22 protein-coding genes are annotated in these 19276 nt (G+C 69.7%); 14 read left to right on the top strand and 8 right to left on the bottom strand.

The features are described 5' to 3' along the window. Positions 1–11 precede the first annotated feature (11 nt). The 13 genes from lptC (at position 12) to mgtE (ending at position 10924) form a co-directional block, all read left to right on the top strand. Complete coding sequence (gene lptC / locus ACW5E8_RS01840) at positions 12–548, top strand: LPS export ABC transporter periplasmic protein LptC (protein ID WP_456965209.1); 537 nt, start codon at positions 12–14, stop codon at positions 546–548. Next, on the top strand, positions 529–1056 hold the full coding sequence (gene lptA, locus ACW5E8_RS01835) for a lipopolysaccharide transport periplasmic protein LptA (protein WP_456963800.1): 528 nt from the start codon (positions 529–531) through the stop codon (positions 1054–1056). Before lptC ends, lptA begins: the two co-directional genes overlap by 20 nt. Then, positions 1056–1775, top strand: a complete 720-nt coding sequence (lptB, locus tag ACW5E8_RS01830) for an LPS export ABC transporter ATP-binding protein (RefSeq protein ID WP_456963799.1) — start codon at positions 1056–1058, stop codon at positions 1773–1775. The genes lptA and lptB overlap by 1 nt, the downstream gene beginning before the upstream one ends. A 33-nt stretch (positions 1776–1808) precedes the next feature. Further along, positions 1809–3245, top strand: coding sequence for an RNA polymerase factor sigma-54 (locus ACW5E8_RS01825; protein ID WP_456963798.1), 1437 nt, complete (start codon positions 1809–1811; stop codon positions 3243–3245). Between the two features lie 108 nt (positions 3246–3353). Further along, positions 3354–3683 (top strand): ribosome hibernation-promoting factor, HPF/YfiA family, encoded by a 330-nt coding sequence (hpf, locus tag ACW5E8_RS01820; RefSeq protein ID WP_456963797.1) that lies wholly within the window; start codon positions 3354–3356, stop codon positions 3681–3683. A 24-nt stretch (positions 3684–3707) separates the two neighbouring features. Continuing rightward, complete coding sequence (locus ACW5E8_RS01815; protein WP_456963796.1) at positions 3708–4184, top strand: PTS sugar transporter subunit IIA; 477 nt, start codon at positions 3708–3710, stop codon at positions 4182–4184. Then, complete coding sequence (gene hprK / locus ACW5E8_RS01810; protein ID WP_456963795.1) at positions 4181–5140, top strand: HPr(Ser) kinase/phosphatase; 960 nt, start codon at positions 4181–4183, stop codon at positions 5138–5140. The genes ACW5E8_RS01815 and hprK overlap by 4 nt, the downstream gene beginning before the upstream one ends. 40 nt (positions 5141–5180) lie before the next feature. Beyond that, on the top strand, positions 5181–6050 hold the full coding sequence (gene rapZ / locus ACW5E8_RS01805) for an RNase adapter RapZ (protein ID WP_456963794.1): 870 nt from the start codon (positions 5181–5183) through the stop codon (positions 6048–6050). A gap of 67 nt (positions 6051–6117) precedes the next feature. Next, positions 6118–6510, top strand: a complete 393-nt coding sequence (locus ACW5E8_RS01800; RefSeq protein ID WP_456963793.1) for a PTS sugar transporter subunit IIA — start codon at positions 6118–6120, stop codon at positions 6508–6510. A gap of 12 nt (positions 6511–6522) precedes the next feature. Beyond that, positions 6523–6792, top strand: a complete 270-nt coding sequence (locus ACW5E8_RS01795; protein ID WP_456963792.1) for an HPr family phosphocarrier protein — start codon at positions 6523–6525, stop codon at positions 6790–6792. Further along, complete coding sequence (gene ptsP, locus ACW5E8_RS01790; RefSeq protein ID WP_456963791.1) at positions 6792–8519, top strand: phosphoenolpyruvate--protein phosphotransferase; 1728 nt, start codon at positions 6792–6794, stop codon at positions 8517–8519. The genes ACW5E8_RS01795 and ptsP overlap by 1 nt, the downstream gene beginning before the upstream one ends. Next, positions 8516–9460 carry a 2OG-Fe(II) oxygenase gene (locus ACW5E8_RS01785; protein WP_456963790.1) on the top strand — a complete coding sequence of 315 codons (945 nt, stop codon included), beginning with the start codon at positions 8516–8518 and terminating at the stop codon, positions 9458–9460. The genes ptsP and ACW5E8_RS01785 overlap by 4 nt, the downstream gene beginning before the upstream one ends. A 102-nt stretch (positions 9461–9562) precedes the next feature. After that, on the top strand, positions 9563–10924 hold the full coding sequence (gene mgtE, locus ACW5E8_RS01780; protein WP_456963789.1) for a magnesium transporter: 1362 nt from the start codon (positions 9563–9565) through the stop codon (positions 10922–10924). Positions 10925–10974: 50 nt separating this feature from the next. Here the strand turns inward: mgtE and ACW5E8_RS01775 are convergent, their stop codons facing one another. The 3 genes from ACW5E8_RS01775 to ACW5E8_RS01765 are packed head-to-tail and all read right to left on the bottom strand — an operon-like array spanning position 10975 to position 12973. Then, complete coding sequence (locus tag ACW5E8_RS01775; RefSeq protein ID WP_456963788.1) at positions 10975–11922, bottom strand: aspartate carbamoyltransferase catalytic subunit; 948 nt, start codon at positions 11920–11922, stop codon at positions 10975–10977. Further along, a complete protein-coding gene (gene ruvX, locus ACW5E8_RS01770; protein WP_456963787.1) occupies positions 11919–12407 on the bottom strand; it encodes a Holliday junction resolvase RuvX in 489 nt (162 codons plus the stop codon). Before ruvX ends, ACW5E8_RS01775 begins: the two co-directional genes overlap by 4 nt. Continuing rightward, the gene (locus tag ACW5E8_RS01765; protein ID WP_456963786.1) at positions 12407–12973 is read right to left on the bottom strand and encodes a YqgE/AlgH family protein; all 567 of its coding nucleotides are present in this window, start codon (positions 12971–12973) and stop codon (positions 12407–12409) included. Before ACW5E8_RS01765 ends, ruvX begins: the two co-directional genes overlap by 1 nt. A 56-nt stretch (positions 12974–13029) precedes the next feature. On the opposite strand from ACW5E8_RS01765, the gene ACW5E8_RS01760 reads away from it, so the two are divergent. Continuing rightward, positions 13030–14856, top strand: coding sequence for a DUF4153 domain-containing protein (locus tag ACW5E8_RS01760; protein ID WP_456965208.1), 1827 nt, complete (start codon positions 13030–13032; stop codon positions 14854–14856). A gap of 10 nt (positions 14857–14866) precedes the next feature. Here the strand turns inward: ACW5E8_RS01760 and ACW5E8_RS01755 are convergent, their stop codons facing one another. The 5 genes from ACW5E8_RS01755 to ACW5E8_RS01735 form a co-directional block, all read right to left on the bottom strand. After that, on the bottom strand, positions 14867–15328 hold the full coding sequence (locus tag ACW5E8_RS01755) for an FKBP-type peptidyl-prolyl cis-trans isomerase (protein WP_456963785.1): 462 nt from the start codon (positions 15326–15328) through the stop codon (positions 14867–14869). 155 nt (positions 15329–15483) lie between these two features. Then, the gene (locus ACW5E8_RS01750) at positions 15484–16110 is read right to left on the bottom strand and encodes a superoxide dismutase (RefSeq protein ID WP_456963784.1); all 627 of its coding nucleotides are present in this window, start codon (positions 16108–16110) and stop codon (positions 15484–15486) included. Between the two features lie 238 nt (positions 16111–16348). Next, a complete protein-coding gene (locus tag ACW5E8_RS01745) occupies positions 16349–16864 on the bottom strand; it encodes a hypothetical protein (protein ID WP_456963783.1) in 516 nt (171 codons plus the stop codon). A 121-nt stretch (positions 16865–16985) separates the two neighbouring features. After that, on the bottom strand, positions 16986–18116 hold the full coding sequence (locus tag ACW5E8_RS01740) for a PilT/PilU family type 4a pilus ATPase (RefSeq protein WP_456963782.1): 1131 nt from the start codon (positions 18114–18116) through the stop codon (positions 16986–16988). A gap of 12 nt (positions 18117–18128) precedes the next feature. Further along, the gene (locus tag ACW5E8_RS01735; RefSeq protein WP_456963781.1) at positions 18129–19166 is read right to left on the bottom strand and encodes a type IV pilus twitching motility protein PilT; all 1038 of its coding nucleotides are present in this window, start codon (positions 19164–19166) and stop codon (positions 18129–18131) included. Positions 19167–19276: the final 110 nt, after the last annotated feature.

Here is a 19276-nt window from a genome sequence, read left to right as displayed (position 1 = left end):
CCTTGATCATCGTGCTGCTGGTGGCCGCGATCGCCAGCGGCTGGTCGGCCTGGCGACAGCGCGCGGAAGCCCCCGCGGCCGCAGGTGCGAGCGACCGTTCCGATTACGTGCTGGAGGATTTCGAGCTGGTCTCGCTCGACAACGACGGCAACGAGGCGTTCACCCTGCGCGCGCCGCACCTGCACCGCGACCCGGTGGACGAAACCATGTCCCTCCGCGAGCCGCTGTTCCTGCTTCCCGAAGACGGCGGCGAGCTGTACTGGGACCTGCGTGCCGCCACCGGCTGGATCAGCGCCGACAGCGAACGGATGCGCCTGGAGGGCCAGGTCGTCGCCCTCTCCGACCCGGCTGGCGACCGCGCGATGCGCCTGGACACCGAGGCCCTCGAAGTCCTGCCCCGCCAGCGCCGCGCCAGCAGCGACCTCGCCGTGACCATCACCCAGCCCGGCACTACAATGCGCGGCACCGGCATGGAAGTCGACCTGGCCGACAAGCGCTTCCAGCTCACCTCCAAGGTCCACACCACTTATGTCCCCACGCGCCGTTAGCCTCACGACGTTCCTGGCACTGGCCGCAGCCGTCGCCGTGGCGCCCGCCTGGGCGAAATCGACCGATCGCAACCAGCCGATGGACCTCACCTCCAACAGCAACGACTGTTCGGTGGGCGACGACGGCGGCCCCTGCGTCTTCACCGGCAACGTGCGCATCGTGCAGGGCACGCTGGACGTGCGCGCCGCCAAGGCCGACGTGCGCCGCGGCGGCGGCGACATCCAGAAGGTCATCCTTACCGGGGCGCCCGTGCGCCTGAAGCAGGACCTCGACGGCGGCGGCTCGATCGATGCCACCGCCAGCAACGTCGACTACGACCTGCAGACCGAGACCGTGGTCTTCACCGGCAACGTCGAGATCAACCAGCCCGGCCGCGGCACCATGGGCGGCGGGCGCATCGTTTACAACATGCGGACCGGGCGGGTCCAGGGCGGCGGCGAGGAAGGCGGCCAGGTCCGCACCCGCATCCTTCCCAAGGGCGCCAAGGCCGACCAGGGCGGCAACTGATGCTGGTCGCCGAAGGCCTGCGCAAGCGCTACCGCCAGCGCGAAGTCGTGCGCGAATTCGGGCTGACGCTCGACGCCGGCGAGGTCGTCGGCCTGCTCGGCCCCAACGGCGCCGGCAAGACCACCTGCTTCTACATGATCGTCGGCCTGGTGCCGGCCGATGCCGGGCGCATCGTCCTTGACGGCCGCGACATCACCGGCGAACCCATGTACCGCCGCGCCCGCCTGGGCGTGGGCTACCTGCCGCAGGAACCCTCGGTGTTCCGCAAGCTGTCGGTGGCCGACAACATCAAGCTGGTGCTCGAACTGCGCAAGGACCTCGACCGCAAGGGCCGCGAGGACGAACTCGAGTCGCTGATGGACGAACTGCAGGTGACCCACGTCGCCGGCCAGAACGGCGCCAGCCTGTCGGGCGGTGAGCGCCGCAGGGTCGAAATCGCACGTGCGCTGGCGGCCCGGCCACGCCTGATCCTGCTCGACGAACCCTTCGCCGGCGTCGACCCGATCTCCGTCGGCGAGATCCAGCGCATCGTCCGCCACCTCAAGAACCGGGGCATCGGCGTACTCATCACCGACCACAACGTCCGCGAGACCTTGGGCATTTGCGACCGCGCGTATATCCTCAATGAAGGCAGCGTGCTCGCGCAGGGGGCTCCGGACGCGCTGCTGGCCGACCCGGACGTGCGCCGGGTCTACCTGGGGGATTCCTTCCGGCTGTAAGCCGGCGGGCGCCCCCGCCTGATCGGGGACACCGTGAAACCTCGCCTGCAGACATCGCTGGGACAGCACCTGGTACTGACGCCGCAGCTGCGCCAGGCCCTGCATCTCCTGCAGCTTTCGATGCCCGAGCTAGAGCTCGAGATCACCGAGGCGGTCGAGAGCAATCCGCTGCTGGAATGGGACGAAACGGCTCCGCCGTCGTCTGCGGATGAGGCCTCCGGATCCGACGGCGACGACGCCCGCGCAGACGGAAACGACGATGCCGCCCAGGACGCCTGGGACGACGACCGCGACGTCGCCTGGGACGAAAGCTACGGTAGCGGTGGCGGCAGTGGTGGCGGCGACGACCAGGACGGCGACGCCTCCGAGCGCATCGCCCAGTCCGAGACCCTGCGCGACCACCTCCTCTGGCAGCTCAACCTCAGCCACCTGTCGCCACGCGAGCTCGCCATCGGCGTGGCGCTGGTCGACGCCATCGACGATGACGGCTACCTGCGCGAACCGCTGTCCGCGATCGCCGAGGCACTGGCACCGGACCTTCGCTGCAACGAGGACGAGATCGCGGCGGTGCTGCGCACGGTGCAGCGCCTGGACCCGACCGGCGTGGGTGCACGCGACCTCGGCGAGTGCCTGCTGCTGCAGCTCGACACCCTGCCCGAAGACACTCCCGGCCGCGACGTCGCCCGCCGCGCGGTGGCGACGCTGATCGAGCGCCTGGCCAAGCTGGGCACCGATGGCGTCGCCGAGGCGCTGGGCTGCAGCAGGGAGGATGCGGTCGCCGCGCTGCAGTTGATCCGCGGCCTCGACCCGCGCCCGGGCGCCGGCATCGGGGGCATGCCACACGACACCTACGTGGTTCCCGACTGCAGCATCGCGCGCCACAACGGCGTCTGGCGGGTCACGCTGGCGGGCGGCCGCCATTCCCGCCTGACCATCCACCGCGGTTACGAGCAGATGCTGCAGCACACCGCAGGCACCGATGCAGGCTACCTGCGCGGCCGCCTGCAGGAGGCGCGCTGGCTGCTGAAGAACATCGAGGCCCGTGGCGAAACCCTGCTCAAGGTGGTCCGTTGCCTGGTGCGGGAGCAGTCGGGCTTCCTCGAGTTCGGCGGCCAGGCACTGCGCCCGTTGACGCTGCGCGAAGTCGCCGCGCAGATCGGCATGCACGAATCCACCGTCTCCCGGGCGGTGTCGCGCAAGTACGTGCACACGCCGCGGGGCACCATTCCCCTTCGTGCCTTCTTCGCTTCGGGCATCGACACCGGTGGCGGCGGCGAGGCCTCCAGCATCGCCATCCAGGACATGATCCGCCGCCTGGTCGAAGCCGAGGACCCGCGCAAGCCGCTGTCCGACGCGCGCCTGGCGGACCGGCTCAAGGACAGCGGTGTCCCTGTGGCACGACGCACCGTCGCCAAGTATCGCGAAGCACTGAACATCCCGTCATCGCACGAACGCGTGCGCATCGCCTGAACTCCGTGTGGCCGCTTCCCGCCCCCGGGGGGCTGGGTTAACCTGTCCGTGACAACCACCGCGCCGCCATGCGCGATGCTGTGGTCCCCACGGAGAAAGGAGGTTGCGATGCTCATCGAGACCCACGGCCAGCAGATGGACGTCACCCCGGCCCTGCGCGACTACGTTGAAACCAAGCTTGGCAGGCTGTCGCGCCTCTACGATCCACCGCTGCAGGTCCGCACCCAGCTCAGCATCGACAAGCCCGACCATCGCGCCGAAGCCACGGTCATCGTCGCCGGCAAACCTCTCCACGCCGACGCCCGCGCGGCCGACATGTATGCCGCCATCGACCTCCTCGCCGACAAGCTCGACCGCATGCTGGTCAAGGAAAAGAAGAAGATGATCGACCAGCACCGTCGCGGCGGGAATCCGGTGCGCGACGGCGAGTTCGGCTGAAGCCGGCGATCGAAGGCCCGGGGGATGCCTTACACCGACCTGCTCACCGCCGGCCGCATCGTGCAAGTGGTGGAACCCGGTAACCGTGACCAGGTGCTGGATGTCGCCGCCCGCCTGCTGGGCGGCGGCTCGCCGGCGCTGACCCCGGCGATCGCGGATGGCCTGCGCCGGCGCGAAGCGGTCGGCAGCACCGGCATCGGCCGCGGCGTAGCGATTCCGCACTGCCGCAGCGATGGCTGCCGCGAGCCGATGGCGGCCTTCCTCCGGCTGGCCAATCCGGTGGATTTCGACGCCCGTGACGGCGAGCCCGTGGACTTGGTCTTCGCGATGGCGGTTCCGGGCGACCACGCCCAGCAGCAACACCTCGACACCCTCTCCGAACTCGCAGGCCGCTTCGCCGACGCCGGTTTCCGGGAGTCGGTGCGCGGCGCACCCGACATCGCCGCGCTGCGCGCCCTGCTGCTGCAGAACGACGCCCCCCGGCGGACAGGGTCGGGATGAGGGCGGTCGTCACCGCACAGGGATTGTTCGACCAGCTCAAGGACCGGTTGGAGCTGCGCTGGCTGGCCGGCCAGGCCGGCGCGTCGCGGCAGCTGGAATCGGTCGACGCCGTATCGCGACGGCCGTCGCTGGCCGGCTACCTCAACATCATCTATCCCAACAAGGTGCAGATCCTCGGCGGCGAAGAGCTCGCCTGGCTGGATGGGCTGGAGCCGCGGCAGCGCTGGGAAACGCTGGAGAAGATCCTGCAGTTCAGCCCGTTGGCGCTGGTGGTCAACAAGGGCCAGCCCTGCCCCGAGGACCTGGTCAAGATGGCCGAGGAATCGGGCATCGCGCTCTGGGCGTCGCAACGCCGCGGCCATGAGCTCTACAACGTCCTGCAGTACCACCTCGCCGGCGCACTTGCGCCGCGGGTCACGCTGCACGGGGTGTTCATGGAGATCTACTCCATCGGCGTGCTGATCACCGGCGAGTCCGGGACCGGCAAGAGCGAGCTCGCGCTGGAACTGGTCACCCGAGGCCACCGCCTGGTTGCCGACGACGCGCCGGAGTTCGCGCAGCTCGCGCCCGACGTGCTCGACGGCACCTGCCCGGAGCTGCTGCAGGACCTGCTCGAACTGCGCGGCCTGGGCGTGCTCAACATCCGCGAGATGTTCGGCGATACCGCGGTGAAGCGGAACAAGTACCTGCGCCTGGTCGTCCACCTCGCGCGGCCGGACAGCGCCCATGATGCGCGCGACCCCAGCGGCATGGTCCGGCTCACCGGTGACCTCGGCTCGCGGCGCGTGCTCGACCTCGACGTACCGATGATCACGCTGCCGGTGATGCCGGGGCGCAACCTGGCGGTCCTCACCGAGGCCGCCACCCGCGTGCACGTGCTGCGCTCCAAGGGCGTGGATCCCGCCGCGGCCTTCCTCGCCCGCCATTCGCACTTCCTGGAACGGAGCACACAGTGAGGAGCACACCGTTGAGAAGCACGCCGTTGAGAAGCACGCCATGAACGCCGCCGGCAATTCGCTGATCATCGTCAGCGGCATGTCCGGGAGCGGCAAGACCGTCGCCCTGAACACCTTCGAGGACCTCGACTTCTACTGCGTCGACAACCTCCCGGCCGAACTGCTGCCCGATTTCGTGCGCAGCGCCACCCATCCCGAACGGGCGTCGCAGAAGCTCGCGGTGGGCATCGACGTGCGCAGCCGCGGCGACCTCGCCAACATCCCGGAATGGCTGTCCGCCGTCGGCGCGATGGGCTTCGACCCCAAGCTGGTCTTCTTCGACACCGCCGACGCCGTGCTGCTCAAGCGCTATGCCGACACCCGCCGCCGGCATCCGCTCACCCGCCTGGGGCTGGCACTGTCGGACGCGATCGCGCTGGAGCGCCAGGTGCTCCGGCCACTGAGTTCGCTGGCCGACGTCATCATCGACACCAGCGAACTCAACGTGCACCAGCTGCGGCGCCGGGTGCTGACCGACCTCGGGCTGAGCATGGACTCGTCGCTGTCGCTGCTGTTCGAGTCCTTTGCCTACCGCCGCGGCGTGCCGCCGGACGCGGACTTCGTGTTCGATGCGCGGGCGTTGCCCAACCCGCACTGGGATGCGCGCCTGCGGCCGCTGTCGGGACGCGACCCACCGGTGCGCGAGTATTTCGCGAAGGAGGCCGATGTCACCGAGTTCCTGCAGCAGGTCAATGCCTTCCTGGACGCCTGGCTGCCGCGCATGCACTCGTCCACGCGCAGCTATGTCACCGTGGCCTTCGGCTGCACCGGCGGCCGGCACCGCTCCGTATTCCTCGCCGAGGCCGCGGCGGCGCACGCCCGCCAGCAGGGCTGGAGCGAAGTCGCCACCCACCACCGCGAGCTCGACTGAGCCCCGCAACGGCGCCCCGCGCAGCCGGCGCTTCCTGAGGGTCGCGCCGCTCTGCTAATTTGTAGCGATGGCCGCCGGCATCCTCCTCGTGACACACCTTGGCATCGGCACCGCGCTGGCGGCGGTGGCGGGCCGCCTGCTGGGTCCGCTGCCGCTGGCGGTGGAGGTCTTCGAGGTGTCCTTCGACGCCGATCCGGACGCCGTGCTGCCGGCCGCGAGTGCGGCGCTGCGCCGCGCCGACAGCGGCGACGGGGTCCTGCTGCTGACCGACCTCTACGGTGCCACCCCGGCCAACATCGCCTCGCGCCTGGCGCACCTGGGCACCCCCGTGCGCCGCGTGTCCGCGCTCAGCCTGCCCATGCTGCTGCGGGTGCTCAACTATCCCGAGCTGCCGCTCGATGAACTGCCCGCGGTGGCCGCCGCCGGCGCGCGCAATGGAGTGCTGCACGATGACGCATGAGGCAGGCCGGCCATGATCGAACGCGAACTCACCGTGTCCAACCGGCTCGGGCTGCACGCGCGCGCCACCGCGCGGCTGGTGCAGCTGCTGTCGGGCTATGACGTCAACGCGACCCTCACCGCCAAGGGCCGCGAGGTCAACGCCAAGAGCATCATGGGTGTGATGCTGCTCGCCGCGGGCACCGGTACCGCGGTCACGCTGCGGGTCGAGGGCGCCGACGAGGCCGCGGCCGCCGACGCCGTGTGCGCGCTGTTCGAGCGACGATTCGACGAGGACAGCTGATGCGCCAGGTGTTCCCCGGCCAGGGCGCATCGCGGGGCAATGCCCTCGGCCGGGCGCGCGTGCGCCAGCCGCATGCGCTGGAGGTCGCGGAGGAGCGCATCGCACGCGCAGCCGTTCCGGCCGAGATCGCGCGACTGCACGAGGCCATCGGCATGGTGCGCGCGGAGCTGCGCGACCTGCGCTCGCGCCTGCACGGCGCACTGGCCGGCGAAGTCGGTGAGTTCCTCGACCTGCATGCCCTGCTGCTCGACGATCCCGAACTGCTGCAGGGGCTTGATGGCCTGATCTCCAGGGAACGCTACGCTGCCGACTACGCGCTGCGCCTGCAGCGCAACCGGCTCGCAACCGTGTTCGAAAGCATGGACGACCCCTATTTCCGCAGCCGCGTCGAGGACATCGACCACGTCATCGGTCGCATCCACGCCGCCCTGCACCGCCACGATGCCCAGGTGGTCGGCATTGCGGGCGAGATCATCGTCGCCGACGCGCTGGCTCCGTCCGAGGTCGCGCGGCTTCATGCCCGCGGCGTGCTCGGCGTCGTGACCGCGGGCGGCAGCATGCTCGCGCACAGCGCGATCCTCGCGCGCAGCCTGCACCTGCCGCTGGTGGTGGGGGCCGCGCAGGCGCTGGCACAGGTGAACGACGGCGACGTGCTGATGATCGACGGCAGCACGGGGCTGGTGATCGTGGATCCCGGCGCCGACGACCTGCGCGCACACCGCGAGCGCGTGCGCGAGGGCAAGCGCGAGCGGCGCCAGCTGCACCGCCTGCGCCGCGAACCGTCGCGCACGCTCGACGGCGTCGACATCCGCCTGTACGCCAACGCCGAATCGCGGGAGGACGTGGCCGAGGCCCACGCCCTGGGCGCGGCCGGCGTCGGCCTGTACCGCACCGAATTCCTGTTCCTGCAGCGCGACGAATTGCCGTCGGAAGAAGAGCAGTTCGTCGCCTACCGCGATCTCGTGCTGGGCATGACGGGGCGCATCGCCACCATCCGCACCCTGGACGTCGGTGCCGACAAGGCCGACGGCAGCGGACTCGCGCTGCCCGATGAGCCCAACCCGGCACTGGGCGTGCGCGGCGTGCGCCTGGCGCTGCGCCAGCGCGGCGTGTTCACCACCCAGCTGCGCGCGATCCTGCGTGCGTCGGGCTACGGGCCGCTGCGGATCCTCCTGCCGATGGTCGCGCGTCGCGAGGACCTGGTGGCCACGCGCCGGCTGCTGCGCCAGGCCGCCGCGAAGCTCCGTAGCGAAGGCCACGTGGTCGCCGACGGGATCGCACTGGGGGCCATGATCGAGGTGCCGGCCGCGGCCATCGCCCTGCCGGCGCTGATCGACCTGGTCGACTTCATTTCCATCGGCACCAACGACCTGGTGCAGTACCTGCTCGCCGCCGACCGCGGCAACGATGCCCTGCAGGAACTGCACAGCCCGATGCACCCGGCGGTCGTGCAGCTGCTGCACCAAGTGCTCGCGACCGCCCAGGCGAACGGCCGGCCGGCGGCGGTCTGTGGCGAGATGGCCGGCGATCCGTTGTTCACGCCGCTGCTGCTCGCGCTCGGGCTGGAGGAATTCAGCGTGCATCCCGGCACCCTGCTCGAGGTGCGCCGCGAACTTCGCGCGCACGATCTGTCCGTGCTTCGAAAGCGCGCCCCGGCCCTGCTGCGCGCGCGCGACCGGGCCGGCATCGAACGCTGGCTGGCAAGCGTGGCGGCGGCCGCGGCATGAGCACGGACCCCGCTTCCGTCGGCGCGCTGCACGCCATCGTCGCGCCGCGGGTCGTCGCCGGCGCGGACGCGATCCGCGAGGGCTTCCTCGCCGCGCAGCCGTTCCGCCACTGCGTGATCGAGGACTTCCTCGTCCCGGGTTTCGCCGATGCGCTGATGGCCCGGTTCCCGGCCTTCGAACGCGGCAATGCCATCAACGAAGACGGGGTCGCCGCGGGGAAGTCCACGGTCGAGCGCATCCGCGCGCTCGGCGACGCCTACGCCGCGCTCGACGACTGCATCCAGTCGCCGGCATTCCTTGGACTGGTGGAGCGCCTGACCGGCATCGACGGCCTGCTCTACGACCCGGATTATTTCGGCGGCGGCACCCACGACAACCGCGATGGCCAGAGCCTCGACACCCACATCGACTTCAACCACCACCCGGCCACGGGCTGGCACCGGCGGCTGAACCTGATCGTCTACCTCAACCGCGAGTGGCAGGACGATTGGGGCGGCGCGCTGGAGCTGCGCCGCGATCCCCATGACCCGGACACCGACGAGGTGGTCGCGGTCGCGCCGGTGTTCAACCGCTGCGTGATCTTCGAGACCACCGAGCACAGCTGGCACGGGTTCCCGCCGATCCGACTGCCGCCCGGGCGCGAAACGCTCAGCCGCAGGTCGGTGGCGCTGTACTTCTACACCCGTGAACGCCCCGCCGCGGAAGCCGCGCCGCGGCACTCGACCGTCTATGTCGACCGGCCGCTCCCCGCGCACCTGCGGCCTGGGCGGACGCTGAGCGAGCGCGACGTCGCCGACCTGCGTGACCTGCTGGCACGGCGCGACGCCCACAACCGCCGCCTCTACGGCGAGGTGCGGGAACTGCAGGCGGAGCTCGACCGCAGCTTCGCCAGCCGGGTGTTCGCCGCGGCCAGGCGATTGCGCGCGCGGCTGCGTCGCTGAGCGCGGGCTGTGCAGCAGTGGCGACGCGGGCGATAATGCCGGCATGAACGCCTGATCCCTGTCGCGCATCCCGTCGCGCGACGCGCCCCCCGGAAGCATTCCATGGCCGAAGCCGTCCGCCACGACAAGACCGCGCGCCAGCTGCGCCTGCTGTCCGATGCCCTGGACAGCGGCCGCCTCGGTCCCGTGCGCCGGCTGGTCAACACGCTGGCCCCGGCGGAGATCGGAAACCTGCTCGAATCGCTGCCGCCCGATCGCCGCATGGTGGTCTGGGGCCTGGTCGATCCCGAAGATGACGGCGAGGTGCTGGTCCACGTCGGCGACGAAGTGCGCGAGAGCCTGCTCGCGGACATGGACACCGACGAAATCGTCGCCGCGGTCGAAGACCTCGACATCGACGACCTCGCAGACCTGGTGGAGGACCTGCCGGACACGGTGATCGACGAAGTCCTGAAGTCCATGGACCGCGAGAACCGCGAGCGCCTGGAACAGGCCCTGTCCTATGCCGAGGACACCGCCGGCCGCCTGATGAATCCCGACGTGGTGACGGTGCGTGCCGACACCACGGTCGACGTGGTGCTGCGCTTCCTGCGCCTGCGGGGCGAGCTGCCCGACCACACCGACCACCTGTACGTGGTCAATCGCCGCCACCAGCTGCTGGGCTGGGTCGCGCTCCAGAACCTGGTGACCAGCGAGCCCGGCAACCCGATCAACAAGCTGATCGACGACGAGCTCACGGCCATCCACGTCGGCGAGTCGGCCGAGTCGGTGGCGCGGCAGTTCTCCGACCACGACTGGGTGTCCGCACCCGTCGTCGACGAGGGCAACGTCCTGCTCGGCCGTATCACCATCGACGACGTGGTCGACATCATCCGCGAGCAGGCCGAGCACCAGGCGCTGGGCGCCGCCGGCCTGGACGAGGACGAGGACCTGTTCTCGCCGGTGCGGCGCGCTGTGCGCGGCCGCATCGTGTGGCTGGGCGTGAACCTGGCCACCGCCTTCCTGGCGGCGGGCGTGATCGGTCGCTTCGAAGCCACCATCGAGCAGATCGTCGCGTTGGCGGTGCTGATGCCGATCGTCGCCGGCATCGGCGGCAACGCAGGCATGCAGGTGCTGACGCTGATGGTGCGCGGCCTCGCCCTGGGCCAGGTGGGCGCGAGCAACGCCAGCGTGCTGCTGTGGAAAGAACTGCGCGTGGCGCTGATCAACGGGCTGCTGATCGGCGGCTTCGTCGGGCTGGTGTCCGTGGCCTGGTTCCACGACTGGATGCTCGGCCTGGTGATCACCGTGGCGCTGATCGTGAACTTCGCGTCCGCGGCGCTCGCGGGGGTCCTGGTGCCCCTGGCGATGAAGCGCGCGAACGTGGACCCGGCGGTGGCGGGCGGCGTGGTGGTGACGGCGGTGACCGACGTGGTGGGGTTCTTCAGCTTCCTGGGCCTGGCGACGGTCATCCTCCTCCGCTGACCCAAGCCGCAAGCACCACTGTGGGAGCGGTTACCCGGCCGGCCAGCGGCTCAGGCCAGCAGCGCTTCCAGGACCGCCATGCGCACGGCCACGCCGTTGGCTACCTGCTGCAGCACCAACGACTGCGGCCCATCGGCCACCTCGTCGCTGATCTCCACGCCGCGGTTCATCGGGCCTGGATGGAGCACGACGGCGCCGGGCGCGGCACGGCGCAAGCGCGCGGCGGTCAGGCCGTAGTCGCGGTGATAGGCCTCGAGCGAAGGCACCAGCCCCTCCTCCATGCGCTCGCGCTGCAGCCGCAGCATGAACACCGCGTCGACGCCTTCCAGCGCGGCATCGAGGTCGCTGGTGACGGCACAGCCCTCCAGCATCGCGTCGCCAGCGTCCGGCAGCAGGGGGCGCGGCCCACAGGCACGGACCTCACCGATGCCCAGGCTGCGTAGCGCGTGCAGCTCGGATCGCGCCACCCGCGAATGCCGGATGTCGCCGACGATGGCGATCTTCAGCCGCGGGAAGTCGGCCCCCTTGGCCTGGCGCAGCGTCAACACGTCGAGCAGACCCTGCGTGGGGTGCGCGCTGCGGCCATCGCCGGCGTTGACCACCGCCGTGCCCGGCTGCGCGGCGGCGGCCAGCATGGCCGCGGCGCCGTCGTCGCGATGGCGCACGACGAAGCCACGCACGCCCATGGCCTCGATGTTGCGCAGGGTGTCGAGCGCGGTCTCGCCCTTGCTGGTGGACGAGGTGGAGGCGTCGAACGCGAGCACGTCCGCACCCAGCCGCTGCGCGGCGCGCTGGAACGACAGCCGCGTGCGCGTGGAGGGTTCGAAGAACAGGGTGCACACCGCGGTGCCGGCAAGCGCCGTGCGCGGATCGGCGCCACCGTGGCCATCGAGGAAGGCCTGGGCGCGGTCCACCAGCGCCACCAGCGTCGCGCGCGGCAGGCCCTCCAGGGTGAGCAGGTGCCGCAGCCGTCCGTCTTCGCTGGTTTGCGGGTTCATGCCGTGGTGCCGGTGGGCGGCGATTCGGGCTCGACCGGAACGGCGTCGCCGGGCGCGGCGAGCCAGCGTTCCACGATGATCGCGGCGGCCACTGCATCCAGCGCCACGGCGTCGCGGCGGCGACGGCGGCCCTCGGCGCGGTCGACAGCGAAGCGCTGCGCGGCCTCGATCGAACTCGAGCGCTCGTCGACCATCACCACGGGAAGCCGGTAGCGGCGCGCGAGTTCGAGCGCGAAGGCGCGCGCGCGCGTCCGGATCGGCTGGTCGCCGCCATCGAGCGTCATCGGGTCACCGACCACGCAGCCGTCCGGGCGCCATTCCTTCTGCAGGCGGTCGATCGCGGACCAGTCGATCTGGTCGGCGTGCACGTCGACCACCGCCAGCGCGCGTGCGCCGTGGCCGAAGCTGCTGCCGATGGCCACGCCGATGCGACGCGCGCCGACGTCGAAACCGAGCACTGTGCCGTCGGCGCGAATGGTGTCCATCAGGCGTGTCCGGCGTAGCCGGGCATGTGGGCGAGGTCGACACCGATGCGGCCCGCGGCCGCCTGCCAGCGCGCGTCCAGCGGCAGCGCGAACAGGATCTCGTCGTCGGAGGGCACGGTCAGCCAGCTGTTCTCGACCAGCTCCGCGTCGAGCTGGCCCGCGCTCCATCCGGCACATCCCAGTGCGACCACGGCCCGTTCGGGGCCGTCGCCCCGGGCCATGGCTTCGAGCACGTCGCGCGAGGTGGTCACGCGCAGGCCATCGGCGACGGTGAGGCTGGAGTCCCAGCCATGATCGCCGTCGTGGATCACGAAGCCGCGCTCGGGATGCACCGGGCCGCCGGCGAGCACGGGCGTCGCGCACAGCGCGCCGTTCTCGCAGGCAATGCCCATCTGGGAAAAGATCTCGCCCAGCGTGTAGTCGGACCGCCGGTTGACCACCACGCCCATCGCACCGTTGGCATCGTGCTGGCACAGCAGCGACACGGTGCGCGCGAAGTGGGGATCGGCCAGCGACGGCAGCGCGACCAGCAGCTGGTTGGCAAGCGGGGTGGACTGCGGGGACATGGGGCCATTCTATCCAGTGCCGGCAACTTGCGTCCGGCCACGGCTAACATGGCGGCATCGCCACCGCCGCGGGACCCGCCATGTCGACAGACGCTTCGCTTCCGCGCAATGAACGCGCCTTCATCGTGCTGCTGGCCGTGCTCCAGGGCGGGCTGATGTACCTCGCCCAGAAGGGACACGACGCCGGGTGGTGGCCGTTCGCGGAGCTTGGCGGGCGGATCTGCTGGTACACCTTGGTGCTGACGGTGCCGACGATGATGGCGCTGAGCGTGGTGCGGCTGCGCGATGCCCGTTTCTGGCAGCACGCGGTGGGCGCCCTGGTCGTCTTCGCGGGGCTCGCGGCCTGGGCCTCCTGGAACGCCACCGGCGCCCCCGGCATCCGCGCCGACCAGGTACTCGGGCCCTTCGGCGCCTCGATCGCCATCGGCCTGTTCGTCGCCCTGCCCTGGCTGCAGTGCCGCCTGGCCCACGGCCACTGGCAGGCGCCCTATCCCTGCCTGTTCGAGCACGCCTGGCAGAACGCGCTGACACTGGCGCTGGCGCTGCTGTTCACCGGCATCTGCTGGCTGGTGCTGATGCTGTGGGGCGCGCTGTTCGCCCTGGTGGACATCACCTTCTTCCGCGAACTGTTTCGCGAAGACGCCTTCATCTACCTTGCCACCGGCGCCATGGCCGGCCTGGGCGTGCTGATCGGCCGCACCCAGCATCGCGCGGTCCAGGTGGCACGCCAGGTCCTGTTCGCGATCTTCACCGGCCTGCTGCCGCTGCTGGCCTTCATCGCCGTGCTGTTCGTCGTCAGCCTGCCGTTCACGGGGCTCGCTCCGCTGTGGGAGATGCGTTCGGCGGCGAGCACCCTGATCGCCGTGGTGGCGCTGCTCGTGGCGTTTACGAACTCGGTGCTGCAGGACGGCGAAGGCGAGCGGCCCTACCCGGGCTGGCTGCGGCGGCTCGTGGATGCCGGGCTCGTGGCACTGCCGCTGTACGCGCTGCTGGCGCTGTACGCCATGTGGCTGCGCATCCACCAGCACGGCTGGACGACGGACCGGGTCTGGGCGGTGCTGCTGGCGGTGGTCGTGGCCGGCTACGCCTTCGGCTATGCGTGGGCGGTGCTCCGCCGCCGGGATGGCTGGCTGGGTGCGATCCGCCCGGTGAACCGGGTGATGTCGCTGGTCGTGCTGGCGCTGGCGCTGCTGGCCAACACGCCACTGCTCGATCCACACCGGATCGCGGTGGGCAGCCAGCTGCAGCGCCTGGCGGATGGCCGCACTGCACCCGATGATTTCGACCTGGCCTGGCTCCGCCACGACAGCGGCCGCCGAGGCTACGAAGCCACGCTGGCGCTGCGCACCCATCCCTCCTGGACCGGCGACGCCGAGCGGCTCGCGGAGCTGGAGCGCGTGATCGCCCGCACCAACCGCTGGGGCACGTACTCGGACGACGAGGCCGAACGCCCCGTGCGTGACGCGGCACAGTTGCGTGCCCAGGTACGGCTGGCCGAAGGAGCCATCGCACCAGACGATGCCTGGTGGGACGCGCTGGCTGCCGGACGCTTCGGCAAGCAGGACTGCGCCCTTGCGACCGACGAGTGCATCCTGCTGACGCCGGACCTCGACCGCGACGGTGCTGGCGACCCCCTGCTGTGCACGCTTGGCAGCGCTCCCAGGTCGCGATGCGCGCTGTTCGCACGTGACGCCAACGGCGCCTGGAACGCCGCGACCAGCTTCCACATGTGGGCCGGAAACACCCCGGACAAAGCCTGGCGACGCACGCTGCGCGACGACCTCCTCGGCGGACGCGTGCAGGCGGTGCCGCCGCGCTGGCCGGACCTGCGCATCGGCGATGACGACCGGCTCCACAGGTTCAGTCCGGTCGACGAGCGCTGAGCAGTCCGCGTCAGCCCAGGCCGAACTGCACCTCGTCGGGCGTCGGCACGCGCACCGACAGCACTTCGAGGTCGGCGCGCACGCGGCGCCCGGCCAGCGGATGGTTGCCGTCCACGGTGAGCGTGTCGGCATCGACCGCCGTCACCACCACATCAAGCGCGCCCTTGGCCGTCGTGGTCTCGAGCCTGTCGCCCACCTTCGGCTCGGAAGTCGCGCGCCACATGCTGCGCGGCAGCGTCTGCACCAGCGCGTCGTGCCGGGGGCCGAAGCCATCCTCCGGCGACACCACCACTTCGAAGCGGTCGCCCGCGCTGCGCCCTTCCAGCGCCTGTTCCAGTCCGCGTGCGATGCCACCGCTGCCATGCATGTAGGTCAGCGGCGCATGGTCGCGGGTGCTGGTGATTGGTTGCCCGCTGTCGGCATCGGTCAGCGTGAAGTGCACGGTGGCGATGCGGCGGTCTGCGATGTCCATCGGCGGCGGTCCTCGTCGGCTGTCGCCGCATCCTCGCCAGCGCCGGGCTGTCGCGCAAGCCCGGGGACGCCCGGGCGTGACGCGGTTCGCGGCGCCCGGACGTGCGAAGCCCCGCCAGGGCGGGGCTTCGTCCTGCATCAGGTGCCGCGACGGCTTCAGCCGGCGATGGCGGCCTGGTAGCGACGCTCGACTTCGTTCCAGTCGACCACGTTGTAGAACGCGGCGATGTAGTCGGGACGGCGGTTCTGGTACTTCAGGTAATAGGCGTGCTCCCACACATCCAGGCCAAGGATCGGGGTATTGCCCGAGCCGACGCCCTTCATGAGCGGGTTGTCCTGGTTGGCGCTGCTTTCGACCAGCAGCTTGCCGGCCTTGTCGGTGGACAGCCACGCCCAGCCGCTGCCGAAGCGCGTCAACGCAGCCTTGGTGAAGGCTTCCTTGAACGCGTCGAAGCCACCGAGGTCGCTGTCGATGTGCTTGGCCACCTCGCCCACCGGGTTGCCGCCGCCCTTGGGCGACATCACCGTCCAGAACAGCGAGTGGTTGGCGTGGCCGCCGGCGTTGTTGCGCAGCGGACCGCGCTTGTCCTCGGGGAGCTGGTCGAGGTTGGCGATGATGTCCTCGGCGCTCTTTTCGGCCCACTCCGTGCCCTCGAGCGCGGCGTTGGCGTTGTTGATGTAGGTCTGGTGGTGCTTGGTGTGGTGGATTTCCATCGTCTGCGCGTCGATGTGCGGCTCGAGCGCGTCGTAGGCGTAGGAAAGCTTGGGCAGGGTGAAAGCCATGGGGATCTCCAGAGGTGGATGGATCGGCCAGCCATTGTCGCCGCTGCAAGGTAAAAAGTGCGCAAAGGAAAGGGCGCCACGCGGGCGCCCTTGCCGGTACACCACGGAACGCTGCATCCCAGGCCAACCACGCCGCCCAGGTCTTGCGCCAGCTTGACGTGCAGGCCCACCCCTTGGCGGATCGAGCAACGAAAACGGGGCGCTTGCGCGCCCCGTCGGCATGTCGTGCGGCGAAACCTCAGACCGGGTCGTCGACGCCGTTGTCTTCCGCGTACACCACTTCGAACACGTTGAAGGCCACGCCTGCAGGCAGGTTGCAGCTCACGTTCGCCAGGGGGCTGAAGACCTGACCCGCCGGGGGGTACCACTCGCCGATGTTGGCACCGTTGGCCGCCACCGTGATGGTCTGCGGGTAGTAGGCCGGTGCGTCGAATGGCGGCGTCATGCCGTCGACGAACGTGCAGTTGACGTCGACGGGCGCGGCGTTCTGGTTGGTGAATGCCGCTACCAGCATCAGGTTACCCGACGCCTCGAAGTCGCCAGGCAGCGAGCAGGTCACGAACGCCGGCGCGGTGCCCTCGTTCTGCACGCCGAGCGGGCGCTTGCGGAGTTCACCTTCATACGACGGCAATGCGCCGTTGCACGCGCCGGCGGCGTTGACCGTATGGGTGCGTACCACCGGCGCAGCCGACGCGGATGCAGCAACCAGCAAGCCAGCCGCGATGGCCGTGATTCCAAACGTGAAACCCTTCATCCAAACTTTCCCCTGTTTTGTTTTTTGGCACTGCTGAAGGACGGGCAATGCGTCCGTTTGATTCTTGCCTGGATGCAGGGTCGCAATCGCAGCGATGCGCCGCCGCACCCGATGCGCCGCGTCAGGTGACTTCGGCCACCTCGACGCCATCCAGCCCCTGCGCCAGCGTGCGCGCATCGCCGCCCTGGGCGAGCTTGATGCGCAGGCGCACCTCGTTGGCGGAGTCCGCATAACGCAGCGCGTCCTCGTAGGAGATCTCGCCGGCCTGATAGAGCTCGAACAGGCTCTGGTCGAAGGTCTTCATGCCGAGGTTGGTCGACTCCTTCATCACTTCCTTGATCTTGTGGATCTCGCCATCGCGGATGTAGTCCTGCACCAGCGGCGTGCCGAGCAGGATTTCCATCGCCACGCGCCGGCCCTTGCCGTCAGGCGTCGGGATCAGCTGCTGCGCGACCACGCCCTTGAGGTTGAGCGACAGGTCCATCAACAGCTGGCCGCGACGGTCTTCCGGGAAGAAGTTGATGATCCGGTCCATCGCCTGGTTGGCGTTGTTGGCATGCAGCGTGCACAGCACCAGGTGGCCGGTCTCGGCGAAGGCGATGGCGTGGTCCATGCCCTCGCGGGTGCGCACCTCGCCGATCATGATCACGTCGGGCGCCTGGCGCAGGGTGTTCTTGAGCGCGTTCTCCCAGTTGTCGGTGTCGATGCCGACCTCGCGCTGGGTGATGATGCAGCCCTCGTGCTTGTGCACGAACTCGATCGGGTCCTCGATGGTGATGATGTGCCCGGTGGAGTTCTGGTTGCGGTAGCCGATCATCGACGCGAGCGACGTCGATTTACCGGTACCCGTGGCGCCGACGAAGATGATCAGGCCGCGCTTGGTCATCGCCAGCGTCTTGATGATCGGCGGGAGGTTGAGCTCCTCGATCGTCGGGATGCGGGTCTCGATGCGGCGCAGCACCATGCCGACCTGGTTGCGCTGGTAGAAGCACGACACGCGGAAGCGGCCGACGCCGGACACGCCGATGGCGAAGTTGCACTCGTGGGTGCGTTCGAACTCCTCGCGCTGCGGCGGTGTCATCACGTTGAGCACCAGGTCGCGCGCCTGCTGCGGCGTGAGCGGGTTCTGCGTGATCGGCGAAATCTTGCCGTGGACCTTCATCGACGGCGGCATGCCCGCGGTGATGAACAGGTCCGAGGCCTTCTGGTGGGCCATCAGCTTGAGGTAGGAGGTGAAGTCGATGGCGCTCATGTGGTGCTCCGGTTACTCGAACAGCCGCTTGTCCTTGGCATAGTCCCGCGCCTGCTGGCGGGTGACCATGGCGCGCTTGACGAGGTCCTGCAGGTGCTGGTCGAGCGTCATCATGCCGTGCTGCTGGCCGGTCTGGATCGACGAATACATCTGCGCGACCTTGTCCTCGCGGATCAGGTTGCGGATGGCCGGGATGCCGACCATGATTTCCCAGGCCGCGGTGCGCCCGCCGCCGACCTTCTTCAGCAGCGCCTGCGAGATCACCGCGCGCAGCGACTCCGACAGCATCGAGCGCACCATCGGCTTCTCGCCGGCGGGGAACACGTCGATGATGCGGTCCACCGTCTTGGCCGCCGAACTCGTATGCAGGGTGCCGAACACCAGGTGGCCGGTCTCCGCGGCGGTCAACGCCAGGCGGATGGTTTCCAGGTCACGCAGTTCGCCGACCAGGATGTAGTCCGGATCCTCGCGCAGCGCCGAGCGCAGGGCCTCGTTGAAGCCGTGGGTGTCGCGGTGCACTTCGCGCTGGTTGATCAGGCACTTCTGCGCGGTGTGCACGAACTCGATCGGGTCCTCGATGGTGAGGATGTGCCCGTACTCGTTCTTGTTGACGTGGTCGACCATCGCCGCGAGCGTGGTCGACTTGCCCGAACCGGTCGGTCCCGTCACCAGGATCAGTCCCTGCGGCTGGTCGATCAGCTCCTTGAAGATCCGCGGCGTTCCGAGGTCCTCGAGCGTCAGCACCTCGGACGGAATGGTGCGGAACACCGCGCCCGCACCGCGGTTCTGGTTGAACGCGTTGACGCGGAAGCGCGCGAGGCCGGCGATCTCGAACGAGAAGTCGACCTCGAGGAACTCCTCGTAGTCGCGCCGCTGCTTGTCCGACATGATGTCGTAGACCAGCGCATGCACCTGTTTGTGGTCGAGCGCCGGGATGTTGATCCGGCGGACGTCACCGTCGACGCGGATCATGGGCGGCAGCCCCGCGGACAGATGCAGGTCCGAAGCTTTGTTCTTGACCGAAAATGCCAGAAGTTCGGCGATATCCATGCATGCTCCCCAGCGGCAGTGCACAAGTTGGTGATGGACGCCCGACCGTCGTTGCGGCTGGCGCCAGAGTACTCCCCGCAGGCAGTATAGCCCCGTATCCGCGTCACAGA

Source organism: Luteimonas sp. A649 (genome assembly GCF_054072735.1).
Note: the sequence above shows the minus strand (reverse complement) of the source record. Positions and strands in the feature narration are given on the sequence as shown.

What these genes read in the sequence shown, in the direction of transcription:
- lptA (WP_456963800.1), top strand. Translation starts at nt 529, where the DNA reads ATGTCCCCACGCGCCGTTAGCCTCACGACGTTCCTGGCACTGGCCGCA.
- lptB (WP_456963799.1), top strand. Translation starts at nt 1,056, where the DNA reads ATGCTGGTCGCCGAAGGCCTGCGCAAGCGCTACCGCCAGCGCGAAGTC.
- hpf (WP_456963797.1), top strand. Translation starts at nt 3,354, where the DNA reads ATGCTCATCGAGACCCACGGCCAGCAGATGGACGTCACCCCGGCCCTG.
- ACW5E8_RS01815 (WP_456963796.1), top strand. Translation starts at nt 3,708, where the DNA reads ATGCCTTACACCGACCTGCTCACCGCCGGCCGCATCGTGCAAGTGGTG.
- hprK (WP_456963795.1), top strand. Translation starts at nt 4,181, where the DNA reads ATGAGGGCGGTCGTCACCGCACAGGGATTGTTCGACCAGCTCAAGGAC.
- rapZ (WP_456963794.1), top strand. Translation starts at nt 5,181, where the DNA reads ATGAACGCCGCCGGCAATTCGCTGATCATCGTCAGCGGCATGTCCGGG.
- ACW5E8_RS01800 (WP_456963793.1), top strand. Translation starts at nt 6,118, where the DNA reads ATGGCCGCCGGCATCCTCCTCGTGACACACCTTGGCATCGGCACCGCG.
- ACW5E8_RS01795 (WP_456963792.1), top strand. Translation starts at nt 6,523, where the DNA reads ATGATCGAACGCGAACTCACCGTGTCCAACCGGCTCGGGCTGCACGCG.
- ptsP (WP_456963791.1), top strand. Translation starts at nt 6,792, where the DNA reads ATGCGCCAGGTGTTCCCCGGCCAGGGCGCATCGCGGGGCAATGCCCTC.
- ACW5E8_RS01785 (WP_456963790.1), top strand. Translation starts at nt 8,516, where the DNA reads ATGAGCACGGACCCCGCTTCCGTCGGCGCGCTGCACGCCATCGTCGCG.
- mgtE (WP_456963789.1), top strand. Translation starts at nt 9,563, where the DNA reads ATGGCCGAAGCCGTCCGCCACGACAAGACCGCGCGCCAGCTGCGCCTG.
- ACW5E8_RS01775 (WP_456963788.1), bottom strand. Translation starts at nt 11,922, where the DNA reads ATGAACCCGCAAACCAGCGAAGACGGACGGCTGCGGCACCTGCTCACC.
- ruvX (WP_456963787.1), bottom strand. Translation starts at nt 12,407, where the DNA reads ATGGACACCATTCGCGCCGACGGCACAGTGCTCGGTTTCGACGTCGGC.
- ACW5E8_RS01765 (WP_456963786.1), bottom strand. Translation starts at nt 12,973, where the DNA reads ATGTCCCCGCAGTCCACCCCGCTTGCCAACCAGCTGCTGGTCGCGCTG.
- ACW5E8_RS01755 (WP_456963785.1), bottom strand. Translation starts at nt 15,328, where the DNA reads ATGGACATCGCAGACCGCCGCATCGCCACCGTGCACTTCACGCTGACC.
- ACW5E8_RS01750 (WP_456963784.1), bottom strand. Translation starts at nt 16,110, where the DNA reads ATGGCTTTCACCCTGCCCAAGCTTTCCTACGCCTACGACGCGCTCGAG.
- ACW5E8_RS01745 (WP_456963783.1), bottom strand. Translation starts at nt 16,864, where the DNA reads ATGAAGGGTTTCACGTTTGGAATCACGGCCATCGCGGCTGGCTTGCTG.
- ACW5E8_RS01740 (WP_456963782.1), bottom strand. Translation starts at nt 18,116, where the DNA reads ATGAGCGCCATCGACTTCACCTCCTACCTCAAGCTGATGGCCCACCAG.
- ACW5E8_RS01735 (WP_456963781.1), bottom strand. Translation starts at nt 19,166, where the DNA reads ATGGATATCGCCGAACTTCTGGCATTTTCGGTCAAGAACAAAGCTTCG.